Raw genomic sequence first — 15,794 nt, forward strand, 5'->3', positions numbered from 1 at the left:
CCCCTTCCGCTCCGCCACGCGCCGGTGTCGTCGGCGTCTTGTGACTGTGACGTGGCGAGGGGGCCCGGTGTTCGTCCCGGGCGGTCTCGCCTTGGCGGCAAAGCGGTTACGGAGGACGGCTGTTGTGACCGGTGGGTGATCCTCCGGAGACCGGGCCGATCCCGACCGGTCACCGGGCCTACGACACGATGTCCTTCCGTGCGAAGCCGCGGAACGCCAGCGCGAACAGCACCACCGCGTACGCCACCGACACCGACGCCCCCTGGATCATGCCGCTCCATTCGGGCTGCGGCTGGATGACGTCGGCCCAGGCGAACTGCCAGTGCGCGGGCAGGAAGTCGCGCCAGTGGCCGAGGGCGGTGACCGCGTCCAGGACGTTGCCGACGATGGTCAGGAAGACCGCGCCGCCGACCGCGCCCAGCGGGTTGTCCGTCTTCGTCGACAGCCAGAACGCGAGCCCCGCGGTGACCAGTTGGGACACGAAGATGTACGCGATCACGACGAGGAGGCGCTGGGCCGCCTCGCCCGCGGGCAGCGCCCCGCCGGTCGGGATCTCGAGCGGTCCCCAGCCGTAGGCGACCGAGCCGACGCCGAGCGCGACGACCGGCAGCAGCACCATCGCGGCGAGGCTGAGCCCGAGCGCGACGGTGAGCTTGGACCACAGCAGGCGGGCCCGCGGTACCGGCGCGGCCAGCAGATAGCGCAGGCTCGACCAGTTCGCCTCGGAGGCGATGGTGTCGCCGCAGAACAGGGCGACGGGGATGACGAGCAGGAATCCGGCGGAGACGAACAGGGCCGTCGCCGCGAAGTTCGCGCCCGACGCGGTGGCGGTGTCCATGAGCGTGACCCGGCCGCTGCGGCCGCCGGGCTCGCCGCCGATGGCGAAGGCGATGACGAGCACGAACGGCAGCAGCGCGAGGACGGCCCCCATGACGAGGGTGCGCCGCCGCTTCACCTGCCGGACCAGCTCGACCCGCAGGGGCAGGGTCCGTCCGGGCCGGTATCCGTCGGCGCGCTCGGCGACGGGCGGCGTGGGCAGGGTCGTCCCGGTGCCGGTCATGCGGAACCTCCGATCAGCGTCAGGAACGCGTCCTCGAGACGCCGGTGCGGGCCGAGCGACTTCACCGGCACGTCGAGCCGGACCAGGTCGGCCAGCAGACGGGCGGCGGGGTCGCTGCCGTCGGGCGCGGGGGCGAGGCGGACCAGGAGTCCGTCGTCGGCGCGGACCGCCGACTCCACCGCCTCCAGTGCGGCCACCTTCTCCAGGAGCGGGTCGGTGATCTCGCCGGCCAGGCCGACGAGCACGGTGTCGCCGGAGCCGACGATGTCCGCGACCGGGCCGGCCTGGACGAGGCGCCCGCGGTCCATGACGACGAGGTGCGTGCAGGACTGCTCGACCTCGGCCAGCAGGTGGCTGGAGACGATGACGGTGCGGCCGCCGCGCGCGTAGCGGATCATCACCTTGCGCATCTCGCGGATCTGCGGCGGGTCGAGCCCGTTGGTCGGCTCGTCCAGGATCAGCAGGTCCGGCAGGCCGAGCATGGCCTGGGCGATGGCGAGGCGCTGCCGCATGCCCTGCGAGTAGGTGCGCACGGCGCGGGCCAGCGCGTCGCCGAGCCCGGCGATCTCCAGCGCCTCGTCCAGGTGCGCGTCCTCGGGCGGGCGGCCGGTGGCCTGCCAGTACAGCTCCAGGTTCTCGCGCCCGGACAGGTGCGGCAGGAAGCCCGCGCCCTCCACGAAGGCGCCGACCCGGGAGAGGACGGGCGCGCCGGGGCGGATCGCGTGGCCGAAGACGCGGACCTCGCCCGCGTCGGGCCGGATGAGGCCCATGAGCATGCGCAGGGTGGTGGTCTTGCCCGCGCCGTTCGGCCCGAGGAGGCCGAGGACCTGGCCCTGTTCGACGCGGAAGGACAGGTCGCGGACCGCGTACCGGTCCGTCGACCCGGCGTACTTCTTGCTCAGGTCCGTGATCTGGAGGGGGACGTCCGCGAGGGCCGGGTCGGGCGCGGGCGCCGTCGTCCTCCTGCGGGCCGTCAGGAGCAGCGCCGCCGCGACGACGGCCGCGCCGATCGGCAGCCACCACACCCATGCGGGCAGCGGCGCGGCCGCGGTCTTCACGCCGGGCGCGGTCGGCAGGCTCAGGCCGCCGGTGACGGAGACCTGGTACGTCGCGGGCTCGGCCGGTGACGCGTAGCCGAGGTCGGTCGCGGACAGGACGAGCCGGAGCGTGTGTCCCTTCTCGACCTGGTGGTCGATGGCGGGGAGGGTGAACGTGACGTCCTTGCCGGAGCCGCCCGCCCCGGTCACCCGCACCGGCGCGACCAGCTGCGAGGGCAGCATTTGGCGCGCCCCGCCGGGCCCGGCGTCGTAGACCTTCGCGAACAGGACGGCGGTGCCGGTGGAGGACTTCACGTGGGCGGTGACCGTCGGGGAGCCGGTGATGCGCACCGACCGCCCGAGCGGCGCCGAGTCGAACCGGGCGAACTGGCCGGGGAAGTCCAGCGAGAGGCCGACGCCGAGGGAGGACGACAGCTGTGATGCGTTCCCCAGGCCCGGGACCGTGGAGATCGACGGCGGGCCGCCGCCCGGCGGGTTCTGGAACGTCTCGACGGCGGACTTCAGCGGCACCGGCACCCGGTCCTCGCCGCGCAGCCCCGGATACCGGTCGCCGCTCGCGCCGCGCTGCGTGGCCGCGCCGTCGGTGGAGTCGACGCCGCCGGTGCGGGTGACGCGGAACGCGGGCCCGGTGTCGACGTCCTTGTCCTTGAGGTAGCGGTCGAACCAGGTGGTCACGCGCTGCGTGGTGCGGCCGACCTCCATGTCGCCGCCGTCGTGGCCGCCGGCGATCCAGTCGACGTCGACGGGCGCGCCGTTGGCCTTGACGTGCCGGGCGATCGCGTCGGCCTGGCCGAGCGGGAACAGCGAGTCGGTCTGTCCCTGCGAGATGAGTGTGGGCACCTTGATGCGGTCGCCGACGGCGGACGGGCTGCGTTCCTCGAGGAGCTTGCGGGCCTGCGCGTCGGGCTTCCCGGACATGGCGACCCGCTGGTACATGGCGCACAGTTCCGGCTGGAAGCGGCCGCAGTGCAGGCCGGCCTCACTGGTGCGCGCGCCGATGTTCGCGGAGCCGGTGGTGAAGAAGATCCCGGTCCACAGCTTCTTGAAGACGTCGTCGGGGAAGAGCGCGTCCGCGAGGTTCCAGTACGTGATCTGCGGGGCGATCGCGTCGACCCGCTTGTCGTACCCGGCGGCGAGCAGCGAGACGGCCCCGCCGTACGAGGCGCCGGTGACGCCCACGCGCGGGTCGCCGGCCTTGTCGAGCTGGATCTCGGGGCGCTTCGCCAGCCAGTCGATGAGCCGGGAGACGTCGGCGACCTCGCCGTCCTTGTCGTTCAGCCCGATCTTGCCGGTGGACTTTCCGAAGCCGCGCGCCGACCACGTCAGCACCGCGTACCCGTGCCGGGCGAGCTTCTCCGCCTCGGCCCGCACATCGGCCTTGCTGCCGCCGAAGCCGTGGGTGAGCAGCACGGCGGGCCGCTTCTCGCGGCTGTCGCCCGCGGTGAAGTACGAGGTGTCGATCCGGACGCCGCCGCCCATCGGCATCATCCGGTCCTGCCGGTGCACGGCGGTGCCGCCCCCGGACGACGTGGCCGCCGCCACGGACCAGGTCCCCGCCCCCGCGAGCACCACAAGGGCCGCCGCGACGGCGATCCACCGCCGCGGCCTCCCGCGTACCCGCTCGCGCCATGCGCCCACTCGTAGATCCATACGTCAACGGTAGGCGCCGCCACCGACAGCCGCTGCAACCCCCGGTCGGAACCCGCTGACCTCCTCGGGTAGTACAGTCCGCCCGCCGTGTACCGCGGGCGTGGTACGACGCACCCATGACCGTCCACGAGATCCGCCGCGCGCGCACCGTCGGGGAACTGATCGCCGCGGGACCGCTGTTCGACTCCCCGACCCGCCCGGAGGCGGCCCGGGACTTCCTGGCCGCGCCGGGCCACCACCTGTATCTGGCCTACGCGGGCGCCGAGCCCGTGGGTTTCGTCAGCGGCGTCGAGACCGTCCATCCCGACAAGGGCCGCGAGATGTTCCTGTACGAGCTCGCGGTGGCCGAGCCGTACCGGCGCCGTGGCATCGCCCGCGCCCTGATCCGGACGCTCGCGGAGCTGGCCGCCGGGCGCGGCTGCTACGACATGTGGGTCGGGGTGGACACGGACAACGACGTGGCGCTCGCGGCGTACCGCAGCGCGGGCGGCAAGGACGACGGGCCGTGCGCGGTGATCACCTGGGACTTCACGGACGTCCCGGGCAGCACGGACGGAACAGATATCGCGGACTTCGCATAGGAGGACTCCGCAGGGGGGACCCTCCGGGGAGCAAGCGCTTTCCATACGATCCTGCAAGCGCTCGCAGAAAACGTCAAGAGGGTGTGCGGCAAAGGAAGTTGGCGGATATCTGCGCACGTCAGAACTGTTGACGGCCTTGCGAGCGCATGCAAAGGTCCCACCTCGACACCGCCGTCGAGCCGTGGAGGCCCCCTATGGGCAACGACGCCCCCTCCCGCCGCCCGCTGACCCGCCGCACCACCCTCACCGCCCTGCTGTCCGCCGGTCTCGGTACCGCGCTCACCGCCTGCGGCGGGCCGTCCCGGTCCGTCGGCGCCGGCGGCGCCGTGACCCTGCGCTACTTCTTCTGGGGCGACAGCGGACGGGCCGATCTGATCAACAAGTGCATCGCCGTCTTCGAGCGCGACCATCCGAAGATCAGGGTCAAGTCGAGCTTCGCCGCCTTCGACTCGTTCTGGCCGAAGCTGAGCACGGCCGCGGCGGGCGGCAACCCGCCCGACGTGATGCACATCGACTACGCCTGGATCCGCACGCTCGGCGAGCACGGCGTCCTCGCCGACCTCGACGGCCACACGGGCCCCGGCAAGGAGATCGACGCCTCCACGCTGGTGCCCTCGCTGCGCACGGCGGGCATGGTGGAGGACCGCCGCGTCGCACTGCCGCTGGCCCACAACAGCGTCTCGCTGATGTACGACGCGAAGGTGTGGGCCGACGCCGGGGCGCGGCCGCCGACCGCGCGGATGACCTGGGACACGTTCATGGAGCAGTCCCTGAAGGTGACCCGGCACAGCGGGCGCACACAGTTCGGCATGGACAACCCCGGCCAGAACTACATGGGCGTCGAGACGTGGATGCGCCAGCAGGGCCTGCAGATGTGGACCGAGAAGGGGGCGCTCGGCTTCGGCCACGACGACATGCGCCGCTATCTCGGCCTGGTCGACGACTGGCGCAAGGAAGGCGCGCTCGCGGGCCCGGACGTGGTCCTGGAGTCGCTGCCCGGCTATCCCGTCACCACCCGCCGGGTCGCGTCCTACCTGGAGTGGGACAACCAGGTCGGCGGCCGCAGCGAGATGCGCGGCAGCAAGCTCTCCCTCGGCCTCGTGCCCACCGACACGAGCCGCTCCGGCATCTACGCGAAGCCGGGCATGCTGCTCAGCGCCGCCGCGAAGAGCCCGTACGTGGGTGAGGCCGCGCAGTTCATCAACTTCATGATCAATGACCGGCGGGTGGCGAAGATCCTCGGCACCAACATCGGGATGCCGCCCACCACCCGCCAGGAGGGCGCCGCCGAGGTCACCGATCCGGCGGTGCGCCAGGTGCAGACGTACGAGAAGCAGGTCGCGGCGACGCTGTCACCGACCCCGCCGCCACCGGCCGACGGCGGCGCCTCGCTCAACGTCTATCTGCAGCGTGTCGCCGAGAAGCTCTTCTACGGCCGGATCTCCATAGACCACGCCGTGGATCTCTTCTTCGACCAGGCGAAGGTCGTCCTCGCCTGAGGCCCCCGGCCACCCCCATCTACGTACGGAGGGAGCCCTCATGGCCTCCACGACGACCCGCGCCGCGGTCGCCCGCACACCGCAGAGCGCCCCGGCGAAGCCACCGCGCCGGCGCGCCAACGACCGTGCGGCGTACGTCTTCCTGACGCCCTGGATGCTCGGTGCGGCGGTGCTGACGCTCGCGCCGATGCTGTTCTCGCTCTACATGTCGTTCACGGACTACAACCTGTTCGACGCGCCCCGCTGGATCGGCCTCGCCAACTACAAGCGCATCCTCTTCGACGATCCCGAGGTCCGCGACACGGTCGGGGTGACCCTGCTGTACGTCGTCGTGGCGACGCCGCTCAAGCTGATCGCGGCACTCGGCGTGGCCCTGCTCCTGCACACCCGGCGCAAGGGCCGCAACTTCTACCGGGCCGCGTTCTACATGCCGTCGCTGATCGGCGCGAGTGTCGGCGCGGCCATCGTGTGGCGGCTGCTGTTCTCCACCGGCAGCGTCGTCGACCGTTTCCTCGGCGCGTTCGGGGTGCACACCGGCGGCTGGATCTCCAACCCCGACTGGTCGTTGATGTCGCTGGTGGCCCTGTCGGTGTGGCAGTTCGGCGCCCCGATGGTGATCTTCCTGGCGGCGCTGCAGCAGATCCCGCGGGACCTGTACGAGGCCGCGGAGATTGACGGGGCGGGTCCCTGGCGCCGGTTCGTCTCCGTCACCGTCCCCATGCTCTCCCCGGTGATCTTCTTCAACCTGGTCCTGGAGATGGTGCACGCCTTCCAGATGTTCAACTCGGCGTTCGTGCTCTCCAACGGCACGGGCGGCCCCGCGGGCTCCACCCACGTGTACTCGATGTACCTGTACGAACTCGGCTTCAACGACTTCCGGATGGGGTACGCGGCCGCCCTGACCTGGGTGCTGCTCCTGGTCGTCGGCGTGGTCACCGCGGTGCTGTTCAAGACGTCGGGCCGCTGGGTCCACTACGCGGGCGAGGAGAAGTGACGATGACGACGACAACGGTGCCGACGGCGGCTCCTCGCGCGCGTACCCGTTCCCTGGCCTGGCACGTGGGCGCGCTGGCCCTCCTCCTGGTCCTCCTCTATCCGGTGGTGTGGGTGTTCACCGCCGCGGTGAAGCCCGCCGACGAGATCCTCTCCAGCTTCAACCTGCTGCCCTCGAAGATCACTTGGGGCGGATTCAGTACGGCCCTGGACGGCATCGCCGAGGTCCCCGCCTGGCGCTTCTTCAGCAACTCCCTGATCCTGGCGCTCGGTTCGGTGCTCGGCAACGTCCTGTCGTGCTCCATCGCCGCGTACGCCTTCGCGCGGCTGCGGTTCCGGGGGCGCGGGCCCATGTTCGCGGTGATGATCGGGACGATCCTGCTGCCGACGCATCTGCTGCTCATCCCGCAGTACACGATGTTCCAGCAGGCGGGCCTGGTCGACACGTACGTGCCACTGCTGCTGGGCAAGTTCCTCGCCACGGACGCGTTCTTCGTGTTCCTGATGGTGCAGTTCGTACGGAACCTGCCGCGCAGCCTCGACGAGGCGGCGTTGATCGACGGCTGCGGCCACTTCCGCATCTTCGGCCACATCGTGCTGCCGCTGCTGCGGCCCGCCCTGATCACCACGGCGATCTTCACGTTCATCTGGTCCTGGAACGACTTCTTCGCCCCGCTCATCTATCTGCAGTCGCCGGAGAAGTACCCGCTGCCGCTGGCCCTGCGCCTGTTCGTCGACTCGACCAGCAGCCAGGACTACGGCGCGATGCTCGGCATGTCGGTCCTGTCGCTGCTCCCGGTGATCATCTTCTTCGTGGCGTTCCAGCGGCTGCTCATCGAGGGCGCGGCGACATCCGGGATGAAGGGGTGACCATGAACTCCTCGGCCGCACAGGCCCGTCGGCGCGACACCCCGTACGGGGAACGCTTCACGCTCTTCGCCGAGGTGCTGTGGATCGGGCTGCTCGTGGCGGCCGGTTCGCTGCTCGTGGTGACCTGGCCGGCGGCGATGGCCGCGGGCTGCGCGGAGGTGCGGCGCTGTGTGCCGGACGGGCCCTCGACCGGTACGGCCCGTCGTTTCCTGGCGGACTGGCGGGGGGCCCTGCGCGGCGGTTCGGCGGTCGGGGCGCTGGGGCTGCTGGCCCTGGCTTTCCTGGCCGCCGATCTGCGGCTGGCGGCCGCCGCCGGGGATCTGCCGTTCTTCTGGGTCCTCGCGCTGGTGGTCGGCGGGGCGGCCGGGGCGGTGGTCGTGCTGCAGATCCGGGTTGCCGCCCGGTGGTCGGTCACGGGGCGGTGGGCCCGGCCGCGGTGGGATCCGGGCGGGACGGTCATGCTGGGCGGGGCCGTGCTCGTCTCTGCGGTGTGCGTGTGGCAGTTGCTGCTGCTCGCTCCGCTGGTCGCGGGGGTACTGGCCCTGGCCGCGGTAGCCGTGGACCGGCGCTCGGGACACTCCCCGGGGCTCCGCCCCGGCCCCCGCTCCTCAAACGCCGGAGGGGCTTGATGTGCCGGTTGGGCCCGAGATGGAGCTGAGGATCAGTGCCCCAGGGGCGCGGGGAACTGCGCGACCAGCCACGACGTCTCGGCAGTCGCCGACGAAGCACCGAACACCCACGGCGCCGAGGCGCCTGCGTCAAGGGGGACGCCATGACTGAGGACGACCGGCGAAGGAGCGGCAGCGTAGGCGCCGAGGACGTCGCAGCGCAGGCCGGCGTGTCCCCGTCGACAGTGAGCCGCTGCTTCGCCTCCCCGCACCAGGTCCGCCCGGAGACGAGGGCCCGGGTCCTCGCCGCGGCGGAGCGGCTCGGGTACCGCCCCAGCCGGATCGCCCGTTCGCTCGCCCTGGGGCGGACCGGGACCCTCGGGCTGATCGTCCCGGACATCGCGAACCCGTTCTTCGCCGTGATCGCCAAGGCGGTGCAGGCCCGTGCCCGCCGCAAGGACTACGCGGTCTTCCTCGCCGACACCGACGAACACCCCGACGACGAGTACGAGTTGGCGCTCACTCTGGCCCGGCAGGTCGACGGGCTGCTGCTGGTCGCCCCGAGGATGGACGGCGACCGGCTCGGCGAGGTCGTGCGGCAGGTACCGAGCGTCGTGGTGAACCGGAGCGTGTCCGGTGTGCCGTCCGTCGTCGCGCCGAGCGAGGACGGCCTGCGCCAGGCGGTGGCCCATCTGCACGCGCTCGGCCACCGCCACCTGGCCCTGATCCTGGGCGCCCCCAACTCCTGGTCGAGCGAACAGCGCGGCCACGCCGTGCGCTACGCCGCCGAGCAACTGGAGCTGAAGGTGACCGAGTTCGGGCCGCACGAACCCAAGTTCCACACGGGTGCCCAGGTCGCCGATCTGACCCTGGCCGCGGGCGCGACCGCGATCGTCGCGCACAACGACCTGATGGCCCTCGGGGTCCTGGCCCGGCTGGCCGAGCGCGGGGTGCGCGTGCCCGACGACGTCAGCGTGGTCGGCGCCGACGACACCCTGCTCGCCACCACGGCCACCCCTGCCCTCACCTCGGTCCGCATCCCCCTCGACACGCTCGGCGAACGGGCCGTCGACCTGATGCTGCACCGCCTGGACCACCCCGACAGCACGCCGCAACACGCTTCCCTGACCAGCGAGTTGATCGTGCGCCGCTCCACCGGACCCGCCCCGCGAAAGGAAGCCCGACCATGACCTCCGCCGCTCCCAAGCGCGCCGCGATCATCGGCACCGGCCACCGCGCCCAGATGTACACGAAGGCCCTCGGTGCCCGCGCCCACTACGCCATCGCCCTCCTCGCGGACCCGAGCCCGACCCGCATCGCCCACCACAACCGGCTCCTGGCCTCCCTCGGCCGGCCGGCGGCCACCACCTGCGACCCGTCCGACTTCGCCGCTGCGCTGCGCCGGGACCGTATCGACGAGGTTGTGGTCACCACGGTCGACGCGACCCACCACACGTACATCAACACCGCTCTGGAGGCGGGCTGCCGCGTCGTCACGGAGAAGCCGCTGACGACGGACGCGGAGAAGTGCCGCTCGATCCTCGACACGGTCGAGCGCACCGGCGGCGACCTCTCCGTCGGCTTCAACTACCGCTACAACCCGGCCCACGAGAAGGTCTGGCAGCTGCTGCACGACGGCGCGATCGGCGAGATCCGCTCGGTCCACTTCGAATGGCTCCTCGACGTCCGCCACGGCGCCGACTACTTCCGCCGCTGGCACCGCGAGAAGCGCCACAGCGGCGGCCTCCTGGTCCACAAGTCGGGCCACCACTTCGATCTGGTCAACTGGTGGCTGGGCGCGGCCCCTTCAAGGGTCCACGCGGAGGGCGGCCTGGTCTTCTACGGCCGCGACAACGGCGAACGCACGGGCCTGCGCCGCGACTACGTCCATGCCCACGGCTCCGCCGAGGCCGCCTGTGACCCGTATGCGATCGACCTCACCGCCGACCCGAACCTCGACTCCCTCTACATCCGGGCCGAGGCGGCCGGCGACTCCGACTACGTCCGCGACCGCAACGTCTTCGGCGACGCCATCGACATCGAGGACGATCTGTCCCTCCTGGTCCGCTACGACTCGGGCGCGACGATGACGTACCACCTCACGGCGTACTCCCCCTGGGAGGGCTACCGGGTCATGTTCAACGGCACGGCGGGCCGCCTGGAGCTGGAGGTGGAGGAGAACACCTGGCAGCCCCCGCGCGTCGCCTCGGGCGCCGAGGGCGCGCACGGCGGCGTGGTCATGGACCGCCCCGGCCGTACGTCGATCCTGCTGCGCCCGCTGTGGGAGGCGCCCCGCGAGATCCCGTACGAGACGGCAGCCGGCTCCCACGGCGGCGGCGACCTGCGCATGCTGAAGGAACTCTTCGGCCCCCTCGGCGACGGCTCGGACGAGGGCGCGGCCCCGGCGGCCGGGAAGGGCGCGACGGCGCGGGATGGGGCGCTGGCGCTGGCCGTTGGGGTGGCCGGTAACCAGTCGTTGGTGACGGGGGCTCCGGTGGAGACGGCCGACTTGTGGTGACCGTGCCCCTCACAGCAGCTGGTCGGCCTTCCCCTCTGTGATGTCACGGATCAGGGCGCGGGGCGCGTCGCGAGTGCCGCTGAGGTGCGCCTCCTCGGCACCCGCTACGGCGATGCGGGCGTCGCCTCCGGGGAGGCGGCGAGCTGCGCCTCTCTCCGCCACCGCTGAGTCGGCACCCTCTGCATCACGGTCCACGGCTACCGCCTCACCTTTCCTGCGACACCGAAGCCGTGTATCCCTACGCCTCCACGCCTGGCCGCCGGTAACACCAAGTGGCTCCGTACAGAACGTCCGCCTCAGACAGGGGCAAGATTTCGCCTCCACGTACAGCTTCTGATGATTGCGGAATGTCGCACTTTTTCTTCAGATTCGATCAAACACTGTATGGGTACACATCGATCCGGCCCGTCTGAAATTCGACACAATCACCGGTCTGGGGCTTACCATACGGGGCCGCTCGACCCTCGTTTCTACCCTCCGAAAACTCCACCAGAAGAACGTCGGAGCCGATTCGGATGGCCACGACGGAGTCCTCGTCAGCGCTTGCCACCGTACCTTTGATCGCGACCGGTGCTCCCGGGGAATCCGCCACCAAGCATCCGCCCCTTCTGCCTCGTTCCAGCTGGCCACCCCTCCAGGGATATCCACCTCGACGACAGCTACCGATCCGACAACAGGAGGCTCAGCACCACGCCAATAGGCCCAAGCTCGACCGGCGGGCCCACTGAAAGTAATTGCAGGCCCCGGTTCACCGGTAGCGCCATCTTGCTTTTTAGGATTCTGAAGAGCATTACTTCAACCCTAGCGGTACGCGAACCATGACATTGTCAACGATCCAGGTATTCGTAGGAGACCTCGTCGAGATCGAAGCCCCGAGGGCCGTTCAGCTGAATTGGTGAGTGACGATCCAGTACTCATCCTCCTCAACGGTGACCGCATACAGCGTCTTGTTGTCCAGGGACAAACAACAGAACTCGGGCCTCCCAATGACAGAGGCAACCCGAGAGGGGAGTCCGAGAGGGTCGTTTCTTTCGGTTACCTGGAACCACCCTGCCTCCATAGAGCCCGGCCCCCACAGGATGATGAGGAATTCACCGGTATGCGATGCCAGCTTGGCGTGCAGAACTTTCCAGTGTTCGTCCAGGATTCTCAGGCCGCGTGCACTCTTTTCCGCGGTGACTTCCGGACGAACTCGACCACCGGCCACCGCCAGAATCGCTTTGGCCGGAGGAATAGCATCGGGGATGGGTGGAGTAGCTGTCACCTCCAGCCCGCAACTCCGCAGTTTGGATTCCCAGGCCATGACGTCATTATTCCTAGCCACTATGTTCCCCATCCGTACTTGTAGAAGAAATGATGGTCGCCGCCGGGTTTATCTATGGCGGCATAACGCTCCCAGGAGTCCTGATATCTGTAAAGGTTACCGGGAGCATTATCCCATCCGAAATTGACGCCACTCCTCGACGGGTCGAGTTTCGGTTGCCCTGCGTGGAAGTGCGGACCTGCCCGGTCGAAGGTGTGCTCGACAATGACTCGTGAACCGTTCGGTGTCTCAAACTGCCGGAACCTGCCGAGGTGGGAGTCCGTTGACGAGTAGAAGTGGCCGGGCATGTGAGCCATATGCTTGACGTCCGTGACGATCCATTCGCCTGTCGAAAGGATTGCCCCTCTCGCCCTTCGGATAATCCGGGGCCAGACCCAAGCTGTCAGTCTGTCGAAGTGGGTCGTCCACGTACGTGGCTGGATTGGGCGCGGGGGTCAGCCCGAGGGGATCGGGTGAGACATATCTAGCCGTGCCAGGGTCGTAATGGCGGAATTAGTTGTAGTGAAGCCCGGTTTCTGGGTCGTGGTACTGGCCAGGAAACCGGAGAGGGGTGTAGCCCGAAGCGTCGGTGTTCCATGCCGCAGTGCCCCAGAGCGTGCCGCGCGTCCGCCACGCGACCTCGCCCCGCTCGTCGATGAGTTCACTGGACGTGCCCACCAGGTCGGTGACGATGGCGAAGAAGCGGGAGTCGATCTCGGACTGCGGGGCGTCGGCCGCGGTGAGGCGTCGTTCGGTCTGGGCGATGGGGTGCAGGCCCCGATGGTCCCAGGTGAGGGCTATCGGGTTCGGCAACTCGGGGCTGCGCGTGGTCTGTTCGCACAGGGTCGTGCCGTCCCAGGTGAACTCGATCCGCTCGACGACCGTTTCACCGTCGGTGGCCAGGCGGAGTTTCGCCGTGCGGCGGCCGAGCGTGTCGTAGGTATCGAGATCGGATTGTCGGAGCCGATCTCGCCCCAGCTCTTCCGGGTGACCTCGTCCTCGGTCGCGTACGGGTTGCCCTCGTTGATCAGCGCGCGCACGCCCCACTCCCAGCGCTCGCAGAACGACGTGAACGACTCCGTGACGTTCTCCACGCCCAACTCGAGCCCGGAGAGCGCCAGATCCGAGAATCCGCGCCCCGCCCCGGCCTCGCCGACCATGCCGAGTTCCTTCAGCTCCCTGAGTGCCTCGGTCAGGCCCTTGGCGATCAGGCCCAGCCCCTCGGCCTTGAGGTCCTTGCCGCTTTCGCCGCCCCCGCCGGTCATGCGTGATCCCCCTCGCGTACGTCCTCGTCCACGTCGATGTCCACCGCGGCCTCGTCGGGCACGATGCCCTTCACCGGCGGGAACACCGTCCCGCCCTCCGGTGCGTCCGCGCAGTCCAGCGCGACCCCGCACGGCACCCCGGCTGCGGGCACCGCCACATCCAGCAACTTCGCGCCCAGAACCGTGCGATACGTCCATGTTCGCGACATCTCACCACGCAGCTGCGCATAGCGGGCAAGCGCCTGCTCGTCGGAGAACGCCAGAATGAAACGGATCCCGTTGAAGTCGGCCGTCAGCAGCCCGCGATCGCCGTCCGCGCCGGGCTCCTCGCCCAGGGGGACCAGCACGGCAGTACGCCGGAACTCGCCGAGCAGCTCCGCGAACTCCCGCCTGCGCGCGGCCACATCCGCGGCGTCAACGAGAGGCTCGCGAGCTACTGGTTCCCGCGGCGCGTCTTCCGCCGGTGCGACCTCCGTCGGTGCGGGGACCTCACGGTCCTCCGGCTCGTTCTCCGCCAGCTGCGCGTACTCGTCGAACACCGAACGACGTATGCGCTCAGGCGTCTCGTTGCTTCCCCCCGGTTCTCTCCACGCACGGCATCTTCACATCGGCGCATTACCGATCGCAACGAAATGCCGCCGGAGCGAAGCAGGAGTGGTGAAACGCATCTACGGACAAAGGGCGCCGGGCACCCGCCGCCCGACGCCCGTCTCCCCCGCTGAACCGCCTGAACCGCCCGACCCGCCTAACCCCGCGCGTCCTCCGGGATCTCCACCAGCCACCGGGTGTCCCGGCGGGGTCGCAGGTAGAGCGCCCAGTACAGCGTGGCGGCCGCCGTGATGCCGCCCGTCCAGAGCAGGTACGACGCCTCCTGCTGGCTGAGGATGTACGCCATGACCGCGATCAGGACCACCGGGACCGCGGGCCACAGCGGCATGCGCCAGGCGGCCCGGTCGCGGTGGGTGCCGCGGCGGGAGAGGAGGGCGGCGACCGCGACGAGGAGGTACATGCCCGTCACGGAGACGCCCGTCACGCCGTAGAGGGTGTCGAGGTTGACGAAGCAGAGGGCCGCGCCGGGCACGCCCACCACGAGCGTGGCGACCCACGGAGAGCCGAAGCGGCCGAGCTTGGCGAGGCCCTTGTTCACGGCGGACGGCCACGCCTTGTCGCGGGCCGAGGCGAACAGGACGCGGGAGTTCTGGATGACCATGACGATGCCCGCGTTGATGATGGCGAGCGCGACGCAGAGGGAGACGAACGTGCCGACGGCCGAGTTCGACCAGGCCTCGACCATGGAGCCGATGTCACCGGAGGTGAGGGCCGACAGGTCCTTGGCGCCCATCGTGATCGCCACGACCGGGACGAGGATGATCACCGTCGAGATGGCGAGCGTGGCGAGGACCGTGCGGGAGACGGACGTGCGGGGGTTCTCCAGCTCCTCGGAGAGGTAGACGGCGGTGGAGAAGCCCTGGGTCACGAAGAGGGCGATGGCGAGGCCGGAGACGACGAGCATCGCGGTGACCGTGTCCGCGTGGCCGTCGCCGCCCGCGACCTGCATGGAGACCAGGGAGCCCGCGCCGCGCTCGGCGTGCGCGAAGCCGAGGACCGCGACGACGGCCGCGGCGATGACCTCCAGGACGAGGAAGATGCCGGTGATCCACGCGTTGGCCCGCAGGTCGAGCAGGCCCGCGAGGGTGGCGAGCAGCATGACGCCGGCGCCGGCGATCGACGGGTCGAGGTGGACGAGCGGGGCGAGGTAGTCGGCCGTACCCATCGCGATCACCGGCGGCACGATCATCACGACCAGCAGCGACAGGACGAAGACGAGCCAGCCGGCGAGCCGTCCCGCGAGGGTGGAGACCATGGCGTACTCGCCGCCCGCGCTGGGGATGAGCGTGCCCAGCTCGGAGTAGCAGAACGCCACGCCGATACAGAGCAGCGAGCCGATGGCGATGGTGAGGGCCGTCGCCGTGCCGAGGCTGCCGAAGAGGTCGGGGACGACGACGAAGAGCGTGGAGGCGGGCGTCACGCACGACAGCGTGAGCAGGGTGCCGCCGACGACGCCGATGGAACGCTTGAGCTTCTGGGGCGGTGCCGTGTTCGGCAGGGGCTCCACCGCGGGGACGGTGGTGGGGCGAAGCGTGTCGGTCATGGAGCGGTTCCGATCGACTCGTGCGACAGGTGGTTCGGGCGGGAGCGCTATCGCCTCCGAAGGCTGTGATGGTGCGCTGGTGGTGCGGGTACGTCCGCTCCCGGCGCGTCATGGAACCTCGCCGATATCCGGAACGTCAACGCTCGTTTCCCTGCGGATTCCGCACCCGCAACCTGCGCCAACTACCCGCGCTTCCTTACCCTTTCGCAAAGCCGGCCGAGTTCCAGGCAGCGGATT

13 protein-coding genes and 1 pseudogene are annotated in these 15,794 nt (G+C 70.1%); 7 read left to right on the plus strand and 7 right to left on the minus strand.

The features are described 5' to 3' along the window. Positions 1-178: 178 nt before the first annotated feature. Both ACVHNB_RS34800 and ACVHNB_RS34805 read right to left on the minus strand, forming a co-directional pair. Positions 179-1,060 (minus strand): ABC transporter permease, encoded by an 882-nt coding sequence (locus tag ACVHNB_RS34800; protein ID WP_428954593.1) that lies wholly within the window; start codon positions 1,058-1,060, stop codon positions 179-181. Continuing rightward, positions 1,057-3,768, minus strand: coding sequence for an alpha/beta fold hydrolase (locus ACVHNB_RS34805; protein ID WP_456226709.1), 2,712 nt, complete (start codon positions 3,766-3,768; stop codon positions 1,057-1,059). Before ACVHNB_RS34805 ends, ACVHNB_RS34800 begins: the two co-directional genes overlap by 4 nt. A 116-nt stretch (positions 3,769-3,884) precedes the next feature. Between ACVHNB_RS34805 and ACVHNB_RS34810 the strand changes: the two genes are divergently transcribed. The 7 genes from ACVHNB_RS34810 (at position 3,885) to ACVHNB_RS34840 (ending at position 10,837) form a co-directional block, all read left to right on the plus strand. Continuing rightward, positions 3,885-4,349, plus strand: coding sequence for a GNAT family N-acetyltransferase (locus ACVHNB_RS34810; protein ID WP_428954591.1), 465 nt, complete (start codon positions 3,885-3,887; stop codon positions 4,347-4,349). A gap of 194 nt (positions 4,350-4,543) precedes the next feature. Further along, positions 4,544-5,848: an ABC transporter substrate-binding protein gene (locus ACVHNB_RS34815; protein ID WP_456226710.1), complete on the plus strand. Its 1,305-nt coding sequence runs from the start codon at positions 4,544-4,546 to the stop codon at positions 5,846-5,848. Positions 5,849-5,888: 40 nt separating this feature from the next. Next, on the plus strand, positions 5,889-6,842 hold the full coding sequence (locus ACVHNB_RS34820; RefSeq protein WP_456226711.1) for a carbohydrate ABC transporter permease: 954 nt from the start codon (positions 5,889-5,891) through the stop codon (positions 6,840-6,842). Between the two features lie 2 nt (positions 6,843-6,844). Beyond that, positions 6,845-7,711, plus strand: a complete 867-nt coding sequence (locus ACVHNB_RS34825) for a carbohydrate ABC transporter permease (RefSeq protein WP_456226712.1) — start codon at positions 6,845-6,847, stop codon at positions 7,709-7,711. Positions 7,712-7,713: 2 nt separating this feature from the next. Beyond that, positions 7,714-8,340 (plus strand): hypothetical protein, encoded by a 627-nt coding sequence (locus tag ACVHNB_RS34830; RefSeq protein WP_428954587.1) that lies wholly within the window; start codon positions 7,714-7,716, stop codon positions 8,338-8,340. A 143-nt stretch (positions 8,341-8,483) separates the two neighbouring features. Continuing rightward, positions 8,484-9,509: a LacI family DNA-binding transcriptional regulator gene (locus ACVHNB_RS34835; RefSeq protein WP_456226713.1), complete on the plus strand. Its 1,026-nt coding sequence runs from the start codon at positions 8,484-8,486 to the stop codon at positions 9,507-9,509. Continuing rightward, positions 9,506-10,837 (plus strand): Gfo/Idh/MocA family protein, encoded by a 1,332-nt coding sequence (locus ACVHNB_RS34840; RefSeq protein ID WP_456226714.1) that lies wholly within the window; start codon positions 9,506-9,508, stop codon positions 10,835-10,837. The genes ACVHNB_RS34835 and ACVHNB_RS34840 overlap by 4 nt, the downstream gene beginning before the upstream one ends. Positions 10,838-11,720: 883 nt before the next feature. Here the strand turns inward: ACVHNB_RS34840 and ACVHNB_RS34845 are convergent. The 5 genes and pseudogenes from ACVHNB_RS34845 to ACVHNB_RS34865 form a co-directional block, all read right to left on the minus strand. Continuing rightward, the gene (locus tag ACVHNB_RS34845) at positions 11,721-12,140 is read right to left on the minus strand and encodes a hypothetical protein (RefSeq protein WP_456226715.1); all 420 of its coding nucleotides are present in this window, start codon (positions 12,138-12,140) and stop codon (positions 11,721-11,723) included. A gap of 20 nt (positions 12,141-12,160) precedes the next feature. Next, positions 12,161-12,457, minus strand: coding sequence for an HNH/endonuclease VII fold putative polymorphic toxin (locus tag ACVHNB_RS34850; RefSeq protein ID WP_456226716.1), 297 nt, complete (start codon positions 12,455-12,457; stop codon positions 12,161-12,163). A 67-nt stretch (positions 12,458-12,524) separates the two neighbouring features. Continuing rightward, positions 12,525-13,079 (minus strand): annotated as a pseudogene (locus ACVHNB_RS34855) (RHS repeat-associated core domain-containing protein); the annotation flags it as partial. Positions 13,080-13,401: 322 nt separating this feature from the next. After that, positions 13,402-13,944, minus strand: a complete 543-nt coding sequence (locus ACVHNB_RS34860) for a hypothetical protein (protein ID WP_428954582.1) — start codon at positions 13,942-13,944, stop codon at positions 13,402-13,404. Between the two features lie 206 nt (positions 13,945-14,150). Further along, a complete protein-coding gene (locus tag ACVHNB_RS34865; protein WP_428954581.1) occupies positions 14,151-15,557 on the minus strand; it encodes an APC family permease in 1,407 nt (468 codons plus the stop codon). Between the last annotated feature and the right edge of the window lie 237 nt (positions 15,558-15,794).

It is taken from the genome of Streptomyces sp. YJ-C3, assembly GCF_053891275.1.

Excerpts from the sequence above, each read along its gene's own strand:
- ACVHNB_RS34830 (WP_428954587.1), top strand. The coding sequence starts at position 7,714 with ATGAACTCCTCGGCCGCACAGGCCCGTCGGCGCGACACCCCGTACGGG.
- ACVHNB_RS34840 (WP_456226714.1), top strand. The coding sequence starts at position 9,506 with ATGACCTCCGCCGCTCCCAAGCGCGCCGCGATCATCGGCACCGGCCAC.
- ACVHNB_RS34850 (WP_456226716.1), bottom strand. The coding sequence starts at position 12,457 with ATGGCTCACATGCCCGGCCACTTCTACTCGTCAACGGACTCCCACCTC.
- ACVHNB_RS34800 (WP_428954593.1), bottom strand. The coding sequence starts at position 1,060 with ATGACCGGCACCGGGACGACCCTGCCCACGCCGCCCGTCGCCGAGCGC.
- ACVHNB_RS34865 (WP_428954581.1), bottom strand. The coding sequence starts at position 15,557 with ATGACCGACACGCTTCGCCCCACCACCGTCCCCGCGGTGGAGCCCCTG.
- ACVHNB_RS34835 (WP_456226713.1), top strand. The coding sequence starts at position 8,484 with ATGACTGAGGACGACCGGCGAAGGAGCGGCAGCGTAGGCGCCGAGGAC.
- ACVHNB_RS34810 (WP_428954591.1), top strand. The coding sequence starts at position 3,885 with ATGACCGTCCACGAGATCCGCCGCGCGCGCACCGTCGGGGAACTGATC.
- ACVHNB_RS34845 (WP_456226715.1), bottom strand. The coding sequence starts at position 12,140 with ATGGCCTGGGAATCCAAACTGCGGAGTTGCGGGCTGGAGGTGACAGCT.
- ACVHNB_RS34815 (WP_456226710.1), top strand. The coding sequence starts at position 4,544 with ATGGGCAACGACGCCCCCTCCCGCCGCCCGCTGACCCGCCGCACCACC.
- ACVHNB_RS34825 (WP_456226712.1), top strand. The coding sequence starts at position 6,845 with ATGACGACGACAACGGTGCCGACGGCGGCTCCTCGCGCGCGTACCCGT.
- ACVHNB_RS34805 (WP_456226709.1), bottom strand. The coding sequence starts at position 3,768 with ATGGATCTACGAGTGGGCGCATGGCGCGAGCGGGTACGCGGGAGGCCG.
- ACVHNB_RS34820 (WP_456226711.1), top strand. The coding sequence starts at position 5,889 with ATGGCCTCCACGACGACCCGCGCCGCGGTCGCCCGCACACCGCAGAGC.